The 15,054-nt window shown below is 36.7% G+C and carries 13 protein-coding genes; 6 read left to right on the top strand and 7 right to left on the bottom strand.

Annotation, left to right across the window (positions count from 1 at the left end; all coding sequences use genetic code 11):
• The first annotated feature begins 12 nt into the window (after positions 1 to 12).
• From ACJJVW_RS03805 to ACJJVW_RS03785, 5 genes are all read left to right on the top strand, one after another.
• Complete coding sequence (locus tag ACJJVW_RS03805; RefSeq protein WP_405250797.1) at positions 13 to 1,296, top strand: polysaccharide deacetylase family protein; 1,284 nt, start codon at positions 13 to 15, stop codon at positions 1,294 to 1,296.
• Positions 1,289 to 1,972 carry a YjjG family noncanonical pyrimidine nucleotidase gene (locus ACJJVW_RS03800; RefSeq protein ID WP_405250796.1) on the top strand — a complete coding sequence of 228 codons (684 nt, stop codon included), beginning with the start codon at positions 1,289 to 1,291 and terminating at the stop codon, positions 1,970 to 1,972. The genes ACJJVW_RS03805 and ACJJVW_RS03800 overlap by 8 nt, the downstream gene beginning before the upstream one ends.
• A 95-nt stretch (positions 1,973 to 2,067) precedes the next feature.
• Positions 2,068 to 2,589, top strand: a complete 522-nt coding sequence (locus ACJJVW_RS03795; RefSeq protein ID WP_405250795.1) for a hypothetical protein — start codon at positions 2,068 to 2,070, stop codon at positions 2,587 to 2,589.
• Position 2,590: 1 nt separating this feature from the next.
• Entirely contained in the window at positions 2,591 to 3,997 is a 1,407-nt protein-coding gene (locus ACJJVW_RS03790) for a DUF5723 family protein (RefSeq protein WP_405250794.1), read from the top strand.
• A gap of 7 nt (positions 3,998 to 4,004) precedes the next feature.
• A complete protein-coding gene (locus tag ACJJVW_RS03785) occupies positions 4,005 to 4,835 on the top strand; it encodes a hypothetical protein (RefSeq protein WP_405250793.1) in 831 nt (276 codons plus the stop codon).
• Positions 4,836 to 4,842: 7 nt separating this feature from the next.
• Here ACJJVW_RS03785 and ACJJVW_RS03780 read toward each other — a convergent pair whose 3' ends face one another.
• Complete coding sequence (locus tag ACJJVW_RS03780) at positions 4,843 to 6,120, bottom strand: replication-associated recombination protein A (protein ID WP_405250792.1); 1,278 nt, start codon at positions 6,118 to 6,120, stop codon at positions 4,843 to 4,845.
• Positions 6,121 to 6,219: 99 nt separating this feature from the next.
• On the opposite strand from ACJJVW_RS03780, the gene ACJJVW_RS03775 reads away from it, so the two are divergent.
• Complete coding sequence (locus ACJJVW_RS03775) at positions 6,220 to 6,975, top strand: rhomboid family intramembrane serine protease (RefSeq protein WP_405250791.1); 756 nt, start codon at positions 6,220 to 6,222, stop codon at positions 6,973 to 6,975.
• Here the strand turns inward: ACJJVW_RS03775 and rlmB are convergent.
• The 6 genes from rlmB to ACJJVW_RS03745 form a co-directional block, all read right to left on the bottom strand.
• Complete coding sequence (rlmB, locus tag ACJJVW_RS03770) at positions 6,970 to 7,716, bottom strand: 23S rRNA (guanosine(2251)-2'-O)-methyltransferase RlmB (RefSeq protein WP_405250790.1); 747 nt, start codon at positions 7,714 to 7,716, stop codon at positions 6,970 to 6,972. The two genes, ACJJVW_RS03775 and rlmB, sit on opposite strands and share 6 nt — an antisense overlap.
• Complete coding sequence (locus ACJJVW_RS03765; protein WP_298328928.1) at positions 7,700 to 7,981, bottom strand: hypothetical protein; 282 nt, start codon at positions 7,979 to 7,981, stop codon at positions 7,700 to 7,702. Before ACJJVW_RS03765 ends, rlmB begins: the two co-directional genes overlap by 17 nt.
• Positions 7,982 to 8,056: 75 nt before the next feature.
• On the bottom strand, positions 8,057 to 8,890 hold the full coding sequence (locus ACJJVW_RS03760) for a hypothetical protein (protein ID WP_298328925.1): 834 nt from the start codon (positions 8,888 to 8,890) through the stop codon (positions 8,057 to 8,059).
• A gap of 58 nt (positions 8,891 to 8,948) precedes the next feature.
• Entirely contained in the window at positions 8,949 to 9,860 is a 912-nt protein-coding gene (locus ACJJVW_RS03755) for a hypothetical protein (RefSeq protein WP_298328922.1), read from the bottom strand.
• A gap of 7 nt (positions 9,861 to 9,867) precedes the next feature.
• Entirely contained in the window at positions 9,868 to 11,559 is a 1,692-nt protein-coding gene (locus ACJJVW_RS03750; protein ID WP_298328919.1) for a SusD/RagB family nutrient-binding outer membrane lipoprotein, read from the bottom strand.
• 12 nt (positions 11,560 to 11,571) lie between these two features.
• Positions 11,572 to 14,766 carry a SusC/RagA family TonB-linked outer membrane protein gene (locus ACJJVW_RS03745; RefSeq protein ID WP_298328914.1) on the bottom strand — a complete coding sequence of 1,065 codons (3,195 nt, stop codon included), beginning with the start codon at positions 14,764 to 14,766 and terminating at the stop codon, positions 11,572 to 11,574.
• Positions 14,767 to 15,054 lie beyond the last annotated feature (288 nt).

Raw genomic sequence — 15,054 nt, 5'->3', positions numbered from 1 at the left:
ACTGCCCGCCTCATGTTACTCGTTTATACGCATAAAATTACACCTCGTGTTTCATATACATTCAAGCATATATGTACACGTATTCTTGGGGTGCCAGTGCAGTTCACTAGTAAGCTAGAAGCTTTTATTGCTCACGAGGGACCTAAACTTTCATATACCAATAAAAAATTAGGTAACGAACTTCACATAAGAAGTACAGACTTGCTCTTTGATCAAGGAGTGCTCTCTATGGATGTAAGTGTGCAAGACTGGGATGGAGTTCCGTGCTTTTTCCAAATAAGAGAAGCCACTACAGAGATTCCTTATGATATTTTTGCAGCCACATTTTACTTGTTAAGTAGGTACGAAGAGTATTTACCTCATGTAAAAGATGAGTTAGGACGCTTTCCTGCCTCAGAGAGTCTGGCGGGAATACATGGTTTTTTACAGCAGCCAGTCATTGATATCTGGATACATCGCTTTGCAGCGGTACTAGTAAATAGTTTTCCGGCAATTGAGTTAAAGGACAGCATCTATCATACACATATGATGGTTACGGTGCCTCAGGCTTTCAAATATAGGAAGCTAGGTGTGTTGCGCATGCTGGGAGGATATATGCGAGATATTAGTAAATTACGCTTGCGCGAAATTTTAAAACGAACCCAGGTGTTAGTAGGCGCTCGCAAAGATCCTTATGACACCTTTGGGTGGCTTACAAATGTTCAGAAAAATGAGAAGTGTCTCTTTCAGGTGTTTTTTCAAGTAGGAGATTATGGTAAGGATGGGAAGAATATAAAGCATTCTAAGCGCAGTTTTCAAAGCACCATAAAAATGGTGGGAGACTATTGCAAAGTAGGTTTGCTGGTTTCACCACAGGCAGCACGTGACAAGATTTCTTTAGGTTTAGAACGTAAACGTCTAGAAGAAATAGAGCACAGACCATTGCGCAGTATACATATCTCAAATTTTAAACTGAATTTACCCCACGTATATCGTGATGCATTGGACCAAGAGATTCAAGAAGATTTTACCATGGGTTACGATGGGATTATAGGCTTTAGAGCAGGTACATCACAATCATTCTTGTATTACGATCTCGATTATGAGATACAGACGCCATTAGTGATAAATCCAGTATGTATGCAGTCTGACGCCATCATAAATTATAAAAATCACACCATAGATTTTGTACTTCTCAAAGAATTACAAGATGGCCTTAAAAACATAGGAGGAGTATTTAGAATCTCTTTTTCTAATGATTCCTTTGATGATATTTACAGTAAAAAACTCTTTAGACACTTACTAGCAGATGGCTAACATTACAGATATTTTTTTTGACCTAGATCACACCTTATGGGATTTTGACCGTAATAGTGGTTTGGCTTTCGCCAAAATTTTTGAAATCAACAATCTTTCTATTAATTACGACGAGTTCTTAGAAGTTTATAGTCCTATAAATTTCCAGCAATGGAAATGGTATCGTGAAGAGCGCATTACCAAAGCACAGCTGCGCTATGGAAGGTTCAAAAAGACTTTTGATAAAATGGGTATCTCTGTAACAGATGATATTATTGATAGACTCTCTGATGATTACGTCAATCACTTACCAGAGAATAATTTTCTATTTGATGGTACCATAGAACTACTAGATTATCTAGCGCCTAATTATAAGATGCATATTATTACAAATGGCTTTCAGGAGGTGCAAACTACTAAAATGGAAAAGTCAGGTCTGGCACCTTATTTTAAAACCATGACCACTAGCGAGTCTGCCAATGTAAAAAAGCCAAATCCTAAAATTTTTCATGTAGCTATGGAAAAAGCAGGAGCAGCCGCCAGTACTAGTATTATGATAGGTGATACTTATGAAGCAGATATAGTGGGTGCTATAAATGTAGGGATGGATGCTATCTGCTTTAATTACCACAAACTAGCATTACCGCAAGGAATAAAAGAAGTCAAGAGTATCATACAGCTTAGAGATCATTTATAGCAATAATAAATGAGTAACTACCGTTTTAATCTTTCAAGACACAATACGTATCATATATGGGTTTTTATAGACGGGTAAATTTTGTTGTGGTATTAGTGCTTCAGCTATTAGTAGTAGCTTCATGTGTAAGCGATATAGATCTTGATCGTATTAATGAGGTCGTTCTTACTCCAAGAATTGATGCAGATCTTGTTTTCTTTACAATCAGTGCTTCAGATTTTGAAACTGCAAATACTAATACTGCTCAGTTAGTTGTCAGAGATACAACTAGACTCGAGTTTCTTGATGATAATGTGGTTCAAGAAAATTTAAAAGAAATAGAGCTCACATATCGTTCTGATAATACATTTGATAGTGCTCTTATAAATAGATCTTTGTTTTTAGACAATACTGGAGCCATTCAATATGAAGTAAACTTTCCTATAAGCGCATCACAAAATGGGGAGGTAGCTACTACAAGGTATCAAGTGATACTTTCTGAAGAGGATATAGAGGCTATTAGGAATTCCATACAGCTTGTAAATGAAGTGACGTTATTCACAAATGGAGTTGTGAATGAGGGAGTTTTAACCCTGCAGAGTAAAGCAATCTATTCATTAGAACTTTCAGACCTTTAATATGCGCGTACTAGCTATTATAATCTTTCTAGTATCACTAAGTACTTTATCTGCACAAAACAGACAACTTCTGTATAATGTGCAAGAGTTAGCTCAGTCACTACTAAGTAATCCTGCTAGTGTTATTAATTTTGATAAGCATATAGGCATACCACTTTTATCAGGATTTTCTGTTGAGGGAGGCTCATCTGGAGTAAGTGCTTATGACCTCTTTAGGTCAGATCGTGATATTAATACCTCTATCGATATTGCCATTGCTGAGCTTGATAATAAGGATTATTTTAGTTTAAATCAGCAGCTAGAGATTTTATCTTTTGGTTGGAGATCAAGAAAGTCTGAGATTTATTACTCTGGAGGTTTGTATCATGAGATAGATGCACTTATCTATTTTCCTAAAGACATCGCAGTGCTAGCCTACAGAGGTAATGCAGACTATATTGATAGAGCGTTTAACTTTTCTGATCTTTCGTTTACAGCAGAGTCACTCTCTGTTTATCACTTTGGATTACAGAAAAAAGTAAATGACTTTTGGCAATTAGGAATAAGAGCTAAAGTTTACATGAGCGTAGCAAATGTAAATAGCATAGATAACACTGGAACCTTTGTCACTAGAAGTACGCCGGAAGGTCCTAATTTTTATAGTCATCAACTTCGTAACGCAAAATTAGGAGTTAATACATCTGGAATTGCATCATTATTTGATGATGAGGAGTCTACTGATGTTGGTGAAATTGCTAGTAATGCTTTCTTAAGTGACAACATTGGAATGGGGCTAGACATAGGATTTACACACTTTCTCAATGATCAATGGACAGTTACAGGAAGTCTTATAGATATTGGTTTTATAAAACATAAAGGAGATGTGAGAAATTTTAGTGCGACAGGAGATTACGACACGAGTGGTATTGAGCTTGAATTTCCAGGTTCTATACAAGGAGTCGAGACAACTTCATACTGGCAAGAGCTAGAAGATGAGTTTGAGGATGCGGTTATCCTTGAAGACAGCCTGTCTAATCCCTATACAAGTTGGCGTCCCTTAAAAATAAATGGCTCTATACAATATTCCTTTGGAGAGGATAGGGGAGAGGGGTGCAACTGTAGGTCCCAGTCAAAAAGAATTTACAACAATAGAGTAGGTGCTCATTTATATAGCATAAAAAGGCCTAGAGGTTTTCAAACAGCCTTAATGGGTTACTATGAAAAACAGTGGGGCAATAAGTTGCTATCGCGAGTTACATATACTTATGACAAACGTTCGAGTAGAAACATAGGACTTCTAATGAGTGCAAAAATTGATAAATTTAATCTTTATCTTGCTGCAGATAATTTATTAGAATATACAAATCTAGCAAAAGCTAGAGGCGCTAGTTTGCAGCTTGGAATGCAATTAGTGTTCAATAACAAATAATCCCAAAATGAAATTATTACTTAGCTTATTATTTACTGTGTTTATAGGGTCTTCATTAATATCTCAATCTGTTAATGATTACAAGTACGTTATTGTGCCTGAGAAATTTGATTTTTTAAATGAAAAAGATCAATATCAAATGAATAGCTTAACTACATTTCTTTTCAATAAGTACGGTTTTAAGGCTTATGTCACAAAAAGTGATGACCTCCCTTTAGATTATACGCGTAATGGTTGTAATGTACTCTATGCTGATGTTACAGAATCTTCAGGAATGCTTAGAACCAAATTGCAAGTGAAATTATTAGATTGTAATGATGCTGTAGTCTTTATTTCAGAAGAAGGTTCTAGTAAGCTTAAAGAGTATAAGAAAAGTTATCATGAAGCATTGAGAAGGGCTTTTGAATCTATTGAAGAGCTTAATTATGCGTATCATGAAAATAACACTGTGGTGGTTGAAGAAAAACCTACTATCACAGAAAAAGTTGAGAGACCTACAGTAGATAATACACCTAAGGTAGAGAATATAGTTAAGTCTACTGCTTCTAGTCAAGAGCAAGTAGGTAATGAGTCACTTACCGAAAAAGCTGTGTTAGCGGTACAATCTTATGTAAGTACAGATGGTGCTTATGAGGCACTAACCGCTGGTTCATCTATTCAGTTTTTTGAAAATTCTCAAAAAATAGGTGAGGTGACTAATGTAAATGTAGATGCACCTTTTCAAGTGAAAACAACGCAATTTAGTGGTAAGGGGTATTTAAAGGAAGGACGCCTTATTGTAGAACGTATTATAAAAGGTATTGCAGATCCTATTGAAATGATCTTTATAAAGAAGTAGGATAATTTTAATATCCATATTTAGAGCCCCATTTTTCTTTTAAGCTTTCGCGTAAAGATTTTTCGCGGGCATTATTAGTAGGTTCGTAAAACCTGGTGCCACTTATTTCGGGTGGCATAAATTCTTGCTTTACAAAACTACCTGGGAAGTCATGTGAGTATTTATAATCATCACCATACCCTATTTCTTTCATTAACTTGGTAGGAGCATTACGTAACGGGAGTGGCACAGATAGGTCTCCTGTTTGTTTTACTAGCTGTTGCGCTTTTCCAATTGCAAGGTATGAGGCATTACTTTTTGGTGAGGTGGCAAGGTAAGTCACGCACTGACTGAGTATAATTCGTGCTTCTGGATACCCGATTGTAGTTACTGCTTGAAAACAATTATTAGCAATTACCAGTGCTGTAGGATTTGCATTACCAATATCTTCAGAAGCTGCAATAATAAGACGGCGAGCAATAAATTTAACATCTTCTCCACCTTCTATCATACGGGCAAGCCAATAAACTGCCGCATTAGGATCACTTCCTCGTATTGATTTTATAAAAGCAGAAATTATGTCGTAATGCTGCTCTCCAGTCTTGTCATAACGTACAATATTCTGTTGCACTTTAGATTGGACCATATCATTAGTAACAATTACCTCCTTTTGAGGCTCTGTAGTTACTATAAGTTCAAATATATTGAGCAGTTTACGAGCATCTCCACCACTTAAGAATAGTAGTGCTTCCGTTTCTTTAAGTGTGATATCTTTCTTCTTGAGAATGCTATCTTCTGTAATTGCTCTATTAAGTAATAATTCTAAATCCTTCTTGTCAAAAGGTTTTAGAATATACACTTGACAACGGGATAGCAGTGCGGGAATAACCTCAAAACTTGGATTTTCTGTAGTAGCACCTATTAGGGTAACCCAACCACGCTCTACTGCGCCTAATAGAGAATCTTGTTGAGATTTTGAAAATCTATGAATCTCGTCTATAAAAAGAATAGGATTTTTCTGAGTAAAAAGTCCCCCACTTTGTTTTGCCTTGTCAATAACGTCGCGTATATCTTTTACGCCACTGTTTATTGCGCTCAATGTGTAGAAAGGTCTGTTAGACTCTTCAGAGATAATAGTAGCGAGGGTTGTCTTTCCTATGCCTGGAGGCCCCCATAAAATAAGCGACGGAATAATACCTGCTTTTAATGCCTGCTGTAATGATCCATTAGGACCTACAAGGTGCTGCTGGCTGAGGTAATCTTCTAATTTTTTAGGGCGTAACCTTTCTGCAAGAGGTGTATTCATGTTACAAAAATAGCTATTTTGATGAGGTCTTTCGTGACAATATTACATCTACTTCATCTGTGGGCGTTAATTTGTAGTTAAAGAGATAACCACATTATTATGAACAAAGAAGCAGATTATTTTAAGTTTTATAACGGGGTATTAGTGTACCCATTGTTGTTTGTGCTCGTGATGTGGATTATATTTTGGGTAGAAATAAAGTTCGGCTTAGACTTCACAAGATGGGGTGTTAAACCGCGTACTGTATCGGGAATAAGAGGTGTGATTTTCTCACCATTTATTCATTCTGGAATTAAACACTTATGGCACAACACCGTGCCATTACTTGTACTTAGTGCCGCCTTGTTTTATTTTTATAGGAAAATATCTTGGCGTGTTTTGGCGCTTCTAATACTCTTAAGCGGTGCAGGTACTTGGATGATTGGAAGAGTTTCCTATCACATAGGTATGAGCGGCGTTATATATGCGCTAGTTTCTTTTCTCTTTTTTAAAGGGATTCTAGCAAAGCATTTTCGGCTTATTGCACTTTCCTTAATAGTTGTCTTTCTATACGGTAGTCTCATATGGGGAACGCTACCCACTAGTGAGACTATATCTTGGGAAGGACATTTATCTGGATTTATAGCTGGAGGATTGGTTGCGTTATGCTTTCGCGAAAGCGTACCAAAACCACTCACATACAATTGGGAAAAATCAGATTATGCTTCAGAACAAGATCCATTCATGCAGCAGTTTGATGAAAACGGAAACTTTTTTGAGCTACCTCCAGAAATTGAACAAGATGAGGAAGCCGAAAGTATAGTGATAAGTTATGAGTATAAGGAACGCAAAACACCTGAAAAAGGTGACTTATGAGCGTTGTCTAACTATTTCATAAAGAAAGGCACCACAGGCTACCGAAACATTTAATGAAGCAATAGAGCCCTTAAGAGGGAGTTTTGCCTGTTTGTCTACAATTTTGAGAACGCCAGGGGATACCCCACTGTCTTCACGCCCCATTACTATAGCCGTAGGTGGTGTAAAGTCTGTTTCAAATAAAGTAGTTTCAGTTTTTTCAGTCGCAGCCACTACTTGTACACCAGATCCTTGTAGGTAATAAATAGCATCTTTGATGTGGTCAACCTTTGCAATAGGAATATTAAATGCAGCTCCTGCCGAGGTTTTTATAGCCACACCATTTACCGGTGCACCTCCTTTTTTAGGAATAATAATACCGTGAACACCTGTACACTCTGCAGTACGTATGATGGCACCAAAATTTCTTACATCAGATAATTGATCTAATAATATAAATAGGGGAGCAGCTTCAGTTTCTACAACAGCATTTACAAGTTCTTCAAAATCATAAAATGAGATTGCGCTTACTACGGCAATTGCTCCTTGGTGGTTTTGTTGCGTTAGTTTGTTAAGTTTTTCAATAGGTACATGAGAAGTCTGTACACCATTTTTTTTGATGAGTGTATTGAGTTCACTCAACAAAGGATTATGAAGTCCTTTTTGAAGAAAAACTTTATCTATTTCTTTACCAGCTTGTATAGCTTCTATGATGGCACGAGTACCAAAGATTTGTAGGTCTTTTTTAGTTGATTCCACCATCGCAGTCTAATTGTTGTATTTGTTGTTCATATTGAGGATTTGCAGGACAATCGCTTTCTACATAATCTGCAAGTAGATTTCTTAATCTTCTACAGTTAAACATAGATGCATCTGCTGTATATGCAGCATCAGCTGCTTCAATCTGACTTAATGATGATCCGCAATCAAACGGAACTTCACTGTTAGAATCATCATCATTGTTTCCACAAGATATCAAAACTAGCATTATGACAACAGGAAAGATGTAGTTGTATATTTTTTTCATAAGAATTTTGTAAAAGAAAAGGGCTACCATGTCTTTCGACAAAGGTAGCCCTTTTTAATTATAATAATAGTTATCTTATAGATAAGCAACCGTGAAAGAAGGATTACCATCTGCATCGCTTACTTTTGTAATAGTAGCAAAGTTAACTGCTCCAGCCGCAACTTCCGCATCTGTAAACGTTTGTTGACCATTAAACTCTACAGTAGCACCATCTTCTAATCTGATGAATACATTGTAGTCTATAGGAGTGTCGTTAGCAAAGAAGAATTGCAATTGTACAGTGTAATCTCCATCAGGAAAATCGCTTGAAAGTACAAGTTCTTCGTATCTATCTCCAGTAAAACCTGTTAAAGCTCCACCATCACCAAAAATCACCAAATCAAGATCGTTAGCATCTGGATTAGTCCAGTCAAACAAAACAGTCGCGGCATCAAAGTTTGCCTCAGGAAGTCTATCAAATACGTCAAGTTGAACATCGTTAGAGTTAACTAAAATTTGTTGTCCTTCAATATTACTGTCTAATCCAATAACTTCTAGGTCGATAAGGTCATTTATAGAACCTATTCCGCTTGCTGAAAATCCGTTTCCTCCAGGAGTAAATACTGTTCCTGAAAGCGAAGTAGCTCCAGCGGGAAGGTCAAAATAAGTGTTTATAAATGAAGTATCATCGGCTCTTGCTTCTATACCTACAGACGATAAACTATCTACAGATTGACTAAACATAACTGTAAAAGGAATTAAATCACCTGGAGCTGTAAAGTCCCTTGTAGATGAAATGGTAGCCTCTATAACTACGTCAGTTGCGCTGTTTTCAAGTACTTTAACATCTCCCTCGTCATTATAACAAGAGGTAAGTAAAGAAGCAGCGAAACCACTCATAAGGAGTATATTCTTAAAATTTGCTTTCATATTAATGAGTTAAGTAAAGTGTAGGAGAGATTTTTAAATACCTCCTACACAATATGTTTTATAATTTCGTTAAAGTAATTTGTACTTCTCCTGCAGGAACTCCACCACAACCTACACTATCTTCTGTGAAGTTGATTACGAAAGATGTATCATCATCTTCAGAGTATGGTAATGCATTTGCAGACGAGTTAAGTCTTAGTCCTCCACCGGCACATCCTAAATTGGTACCCATACCATCACGTCCGGTTTGTACACCACATAGGAAGTTTATAGTAAAAGTCATATCAGGTTGACCAATTCCAAATTGTTCAAGATAATTAGCTTCAAAGCTTCTCTGATAGACTGACTCTGAACTTAACGTTACAGTCTGTGGAAGAAAAATATCTCCAAAGATACCACCAATCGTAGTTTCAACAGCATAATCACCTGTAGCAAAACCATCTGGTAATGGACATACAATAAGTGTTGATAATCCAAATCCTTGCATTTGACCACCCTCAGATTGCAAATCAGCATCTAAATCGTCAAATTCAACAATTTCACCTTGTGTACCAGTAGCTACATTTCTAAATACAAATGTATCACCCAGACCAAGTTCATCAACAGTTAATCCAAAAGCGCTAGCTAAATCTCCTGTTGTAATTACAATATCTGATGGAAATGTAGTGACTGTTTGGATAAGTGCAAACTCACTCTGCTCGCTTGAAGGAGCTGGAGTTCTACGTTGCGCTATGATATCAAAAGAGGCAACATTGTTATTAGGTGCACCTACTGTGAAGGCAAATACTCCGTTAGGTACATCGTTACCATCTATAACTGCTGTAGTAATATCTGCAGTTACAAAAACTCCTGCTCGTCCCTCTACCGCACCTGGCTCACCAAATGGAAGAAGTCTTTTGTCTTCATCTTCACACGCTGTCAAAAAAGCCAGTGCACAAACAAAAAGAGATAAAAATTTAATCTTTTTCATAATAATACTAGTTTAAAGGTATTGATGAGTCTGCCCAGAAAACTGACTGATTTAAGTCTGGTTTTTGTTGTACAGATAAATTTAAGTTTGCAGTTCCTCCTACGTAAAATAACGATCTAGGGAAATCTCCTGCGCCACCAAGTTGAAGGTGTGGTTGTAAGTTATTAGGGAATCCAGTTCTACGGTAAAAGTTGTAAAACTCATTTCCACTTTGATAACAAGAAATCCAAAACTGAGTTCCTAATATTTGAAGTTGATCATCTACAGAACCTGCAGCGTCAAAATCTGCTATCACATTTGAAGCAAAAGCTACTCCATTATCATCTGTAGCTAAATCTCTATCAAATGCAGTAACAAAAGATACTGATTTTTCAATAGCTCTTTGAAGTAATACGTTTGCAGCAAGATCTGCAGTACCTAGACGAAGTGCCGCCTCTGCTCTCATCATGTCAACTTGCCAAGCCATTAATAAAGGAGATATTCCTTCTCCGTTTATACCATCGCCATCACCAACTCCACCACCGTCGCCAGTATCAACATTTCCTCCAATAGGGTATGAACCGTAAGTTGATCTTAAATTATTGTCTGGTGGTATACCTCCAGAATCTCCGTGATCACGTCCCCAATAAGCCGCTGGATTATCATCAGTTAAATCAAACGCACAGAATACGAATTCTGGAGCATATGGTGAAGGATCATCAAAACAAGGTAATGCATCTCCTATAGATGGATTGGTAATCCCTGTAGGGAATTCAGTAGTTTGACGATAGAAATAATGAGCAGCACGTGGATCTTCTCCGAAATACTGATCATTGATGTCTACCATTCTGTACATCAAACTGTTTGAAATATAATCTCCAGGAGTATCGTCACCATACTCGGCAACATAAACTGGGTTTCTTGATTCTGGATTGGTACTCGTCCCATACTGAAGTGCAACGCTGTCCTCTATATCTTCTATTAAATCCCCACTAGCAATAAGAGCATTTAGCTCTGTAACATTACCAAGATTTAAATGATATTTAAATTGTAACGTAGTAGCAAACTTTTTCCAGTTTTCACTCTTATTTGTTTGCGATCCGATATCGTCACCAGCAAAAAATAAGTTTAAAGGAATATCTCCTCCTACAATACTTCCTGTAGTGATATCTGGATCTAGATCTCTATCAAATGCCGCAATTGCAAGATCTAATTCTGCTAACGCTGCAGCATAAACTTGATCACCAGGTGTAAGGGCAGGGTTGAAGTTTTCAAGACCTAAGGCAGCCTCATCAAAAGGTACATCTCCCCAGAAGTCAACTAACGTCATCAATGCATACGCTTTTATAGTACGTACCATTCCTTCTTCATAAGCGGCATCGAGCTCTACTAATTGTGGAATGATCACGTTTGAGTCTAAAAGAATTCCTGCATAAGCAGCATTCCACGCTCCTCCCCCTGAACCAGGGCTAAATGCATTTTGATATGTAGTACCAAACATCCATGATAAACGTGTGGCATCTGCTGCAACAGCTGATGTGCTTCTAAATACATTGTTCATTTGAAATTGTAGACCATCAATACCTGAGGCAAGATTAATCTGTTCTGGTCTTAGCTGGTTGGGATTATCCAGCAAGCCTTCAAGCTCAGTAGTTTCACAAGAGGAAAATAAACCAAGTGCGGCCACTAAACCAAATCCTATTTTTGTTCTTAGTTTCATGTTTAATTTTTTTTAAAAAGTTACCTTAACACTTGCTCCATATCTTCTAGAATTCCAAGAAGTTAGGAAGTCAAATCCGAATCCATTACCAACTCCAACAGAGTTTACGTCTGGATCAAAATTAACGCCTTTAGGAGTGTTCACTGCTTCAACAAAAAGGTTGTAACCTTGAGCTGTAATAGAAAGAGATCCAAATGGAGTGTTTTCTAGAAGTTCTGCAGGGAAGCTATATCCAACAGCAAGTTCTCTTAAGCGGATGTTAGTAACATCATAAACGTTAAATTCATCAGCACCAAAACCATAGTTGTCAAAATACGCCTCTGTAGGAGCAAGTTGAACCGTATTAGGTTGTCCAGTGTTCTGATTTACTCCGTTTAGAATAAAAGTTTGTGTTCTGTCAAAATCGGTATCAGTTGTTAAACCACGAGCAGCTAGAGTGTTTACAGTTCTTAAAAACATGTCTCCTCCGTGTTGATATTCAATTTGAGCAGTTAAATTCCAGTTTTTGTATCTGAAACCGTTTACTAAACTCATTGTCCAGTCTGGATTAGGATCTGCAATTACTCCAATATTACTATCAGTTACATAAAATCCTGTGTCATCAACAAGTAGGTTACCATTTTCATCTCTAGCAACTCTTGAACCTTGAATAATACCGAAAGCTTGATCTTCGATTGCATAGTTTCCTAAGTCATCACCAAATCCAGCAATTTGAACTGTTTGTCCGTCTGTGTCTGTTACAATATTTTCATTCACATTGTAATTTCCATCAATGCTCCATACAAAGTTTTCGCTTTTTACAGGAACTACTCTAAACCCTAATTCTATACCTTTATTATTCACGTTACCGAAGTTATCAGCAAATGATGTAAATCCACTTTCAGCAGGTAAAGGTCTGTTGATAATTTGGTCTTCAGTATCTTTATTGTAGTATGTGAAATCAAAACTAACTCTGTTGTTGAAAAGTCTTGCCTCCATACCAACTTCAAATTCTTTTGAAAGCTCTGGCTTTAAATCTGGATTAGGTAAGAAGTTCTGAACATTGTTTGTAGCGATGTTATTACCACCAAGATTAAATGCTTGACTATTGATTCCTAAGTTTGGACGTGTGCTATAAGGTGATGCAAATCCTGGAGCTTGTCCATAACCAGCACGAACCTTAAGATAATCAACAAATGTATTTTTGATTGACGGAATAGCGCCAGTTACGTCTATAGACATACTTCCTCCGTAAGAAAATACAGATCTGTTTGCTTCTTCAAACACAGAAGACCAGTCATTACGAGCAGAAAGATTTAAGAATGCCCAGTTACCATAATCTAATGTAGCATTACCATAAACTGCGTTGTTGTTTTCTTCTGATGTGAAGTTCCCACTTGACGCTAGTCTGTTTTCAAATACACTATGTCTAAATAATCCAAAAGCATTTGCTAATTGTCTATCACTTTGAACTGATACTTGACTAAACTCGTTTCTTCTTAGGTTTAATGCACCTGTAAAAGTTAAACGTAAATCATCCTCAATAATGTCTTTATCTAAGTTGAATAAAACAGAATGATCATGAATAGTGTTTTGATTTGTAATCGTGCTTAAATATCCAAAAGGTCTTGCACCATCGTTTGCACCTGCATTGATAGCTCTAAATTGATCTTCTGCATAGTAATCTAAACCATAACGGTAAGTTAAACTAATATCATCTGTAAATTTGTAAGTAACGTTTGTGTTACCAAATAAACGATTGGTTAAGTTGTTATCTCTTGTATTATCAACAACCCATAATGGATTAGTTCTATCGTTACCTGCACGGTACCAAATAGACTCACCAGTATCAGGAAGTGATGATGGAGATCCAAATAAATCTACAGATCTTGGTATGTAAAGAACATTCCAGATAGATGCGATTCCCGCACCAAATACATCACTACCAAATGAAGCATCTGTCATTGGAGAAGTCTTATCAAACTTAGCGTAAGATAGTTTACCTGATATTGAGAAATTGTTACTCAATTCTGCAGCTCCACCTAAACTAAAGTTATTTCGTCTTACTGTGTTCCCTGGTACGAATGACTGATCTTCAAGGTGAGAGTAATTTAAGCTGAAATTTGAAGCTCTTCCATCCTTAGACATTGAAGATCCTGCCAGGTTAATAGAAGTATTGCTAATTACCCCAGTTCTAAAAAATTGCTCTTGACTGTCATAAGGTCTGTATTCTACACTCGTTGCATCTAAATCAGTACGACCTGGAAAAACTTCCGATGGCAATACACCATCAAAACGATCAATGTTTTGAAAAGCTCCTAAGAATGCATTAGGTATTGTCTCTTGGCTAGAAAAAGCCGATCCCCAGTTTGAGAAGAAAGGTCCGTAATCCTGAAAGAATCCACCACCATAAGTGTTTTGGTAATCTGGAAGTCTAATTTCATTAAAGAATAATGAAGAAGAAACCGTAACTTCTGTTTTGTTCTTGCGATTAGCCCCACTCTTAGTGGTAATAAGAATTACACCATTTTTACCCTCTTCACCATACAGTGCGGTAGCAGATAGTCCCTTTAGAACACTCATGCTTTCAATATTATTTGGATCTAAATCTCCAAATCTTGAAGCTGTATTTGAACTTGTTATAAAACTCCCTGACTGGTTAGTGTCAGATGAGAAAGGTACTCCATCAACGATAAAAAGTGGTTGATTACTTCCACCAATTGATGAATAACCTCTAATTATAATGTTTGTTCCTGATCCAGCTACACCTCCAGTAGATGTAATACGTACACCTGGTGCTTTACCTTGGAGTAGTCTTCCTACATCACCTACAGGTTTGTTTTCAATTTCCTCACTTGAAATCGAAGTAACTGCATATCCAAGAGCTTTCTTTTCTCTTTTAATACCTTGTGCAGTTACAATTACTTCTTCAAGTGCATTGTCTGCAGCCAAACCTATATTAATAGTTGTTTGACCACCTACTGTAACTTCTTTTGTAGTAAAACCTACAAAACTAAAAACAAGTACATCTGTTGCACTTGCTTGAATTGAGTAGTTACCATCAAAATCTGTTTGGGTTCCGGTTGATGTTCCCTTAATAATGACATTTGCACCAGGCAAAGGACCATTTTCTTCGGTAACAGTTCCGGAAACTGTTGTCTGTGCAAAGGAAACTTGCACTACAAACGCTAGTAATAGCGTTAAAATTCCACTAAACTTTGTTTTCATTTTTATAAATTATTTGAATTAGCCATGGCTAAAATAACATTTTATATATAAAAATTAATATTTCTTTAACGGAAATTAGATTTTAAATGATTGTAATCGTGATATTTATTAAGAGTCTCTTAAGGTTTTGTTGTGTAACTATCTCAAATACAGATGTGTAGGTTTTAATATTGAATTGTTAACAAAATTGAAAAAAATGTGAAAATTCGATATGTTTTTAACATGCTTGCATTGTGTAATTCTTACCATGAATTATGGTTTTTGAAACGGGATTTATAAATAAAAAAA

Origin of the sequence: Dokdonia sp. Asnod3-C12, assembly GCF_045063975.1 — a bacterium.
In the GTDB taxonomy this organism is placed as follows: Bacteria; Bacteroidota; Bacteroidia; order Flavobacteriales; family Flavobacteriaceae; genus Dokdonia.
The sequence above is the reverse complement of the archived record's forward strand: the minus strand, read 5'-3'. Positions and strand labels throughout refer to the sequence as shown.

Bases quoted from the DNA above. Each gene is read 5' to 3' on its own strand.
- ACJJVW_RS03805 (WP_405250797.1), top strand. From the start codon at position 13: ATGTTACTCGTTTATACGCATAAAATTACACCTCGTGTTTCATATACA.
- ACJJVW_RS03800 (WP_405250796.1), top strand. From the start codon at position 1,289: ATGGCTAACATTACAGATATTTTTTTTGACCTAGATCACACCTTATGG.
- ACJJVW_RS03790 (WP_405250794.1), top strand. From the start codon at position 2,591: ATGCGCGTACTAGCTATTATAATCTTTCTAGTATCACTAAGTACTTTA.
- ACJJVW_RS03785 (WP_405250793.1), top strand. From the start codon at position 4,005: ATGAAATTATTACTTAGCTTATTATTTACTGTGTTTATAGGGTCTTCA.
- ACJJVW_RS03780 (WP_405250792.1), bottom strand. From the start codon at position 6,120: ATGAATACACCTCTTGCAGAAAGGTTACGCCCTAAAAAATTAGAAGAT.
- ACJJVW_RS03775 (WP_405250791.1), top strand. From the start codon at position 6,220: ATGAACAAAGAAGCAGATTATTTTAAGTTTTATAACGGGGTATTAGTG.
- rlmB (WP_405250790.1), bottom strand. From the start codon at position 7,716: ATGGTGGAATCAACTAAAAAAGACCTACAAATCTTTGGTACTCGTGCC.
- ACJJVW_RS03765 (WP_298328928.1), bottom strand. From the start codon at position 7,981: ATGAAAAAAATATACAACTACATCTTTCCTGTTGTCATAATGCTAGTT.
- ACJJVW_RS03760 (WP_298328925.1), bottom strand. From the start codon at position 8,890: ATGAAAGCAAATTTTAAGAATATACTCCTTATGAGTGGTTTCGCTGCT.
- ACJJVW_RS03755 (WP_298328922.1), bottom strand. From the start codon at position 9,860: ATGAAAAAGATTAAATTTTTATCTCTTTTTGTTTGTGCACTGGCTTTT.
- ACJJVW_RS03750 (WP_298328919.1), bottom strand. From the start codon at position 11,559: ATGAAACTAAGAACAAAAATAGGATTTGGTTTAGTGGCCGCACTTGGT.
- ACJJVW_RS03745 (WP_298328914.1), bottom strand. From the start codon at position 14,766: ATGAAAACAAAGTTTAGTGGAATTTTAACGCTATTACTAGCGTTTGTA.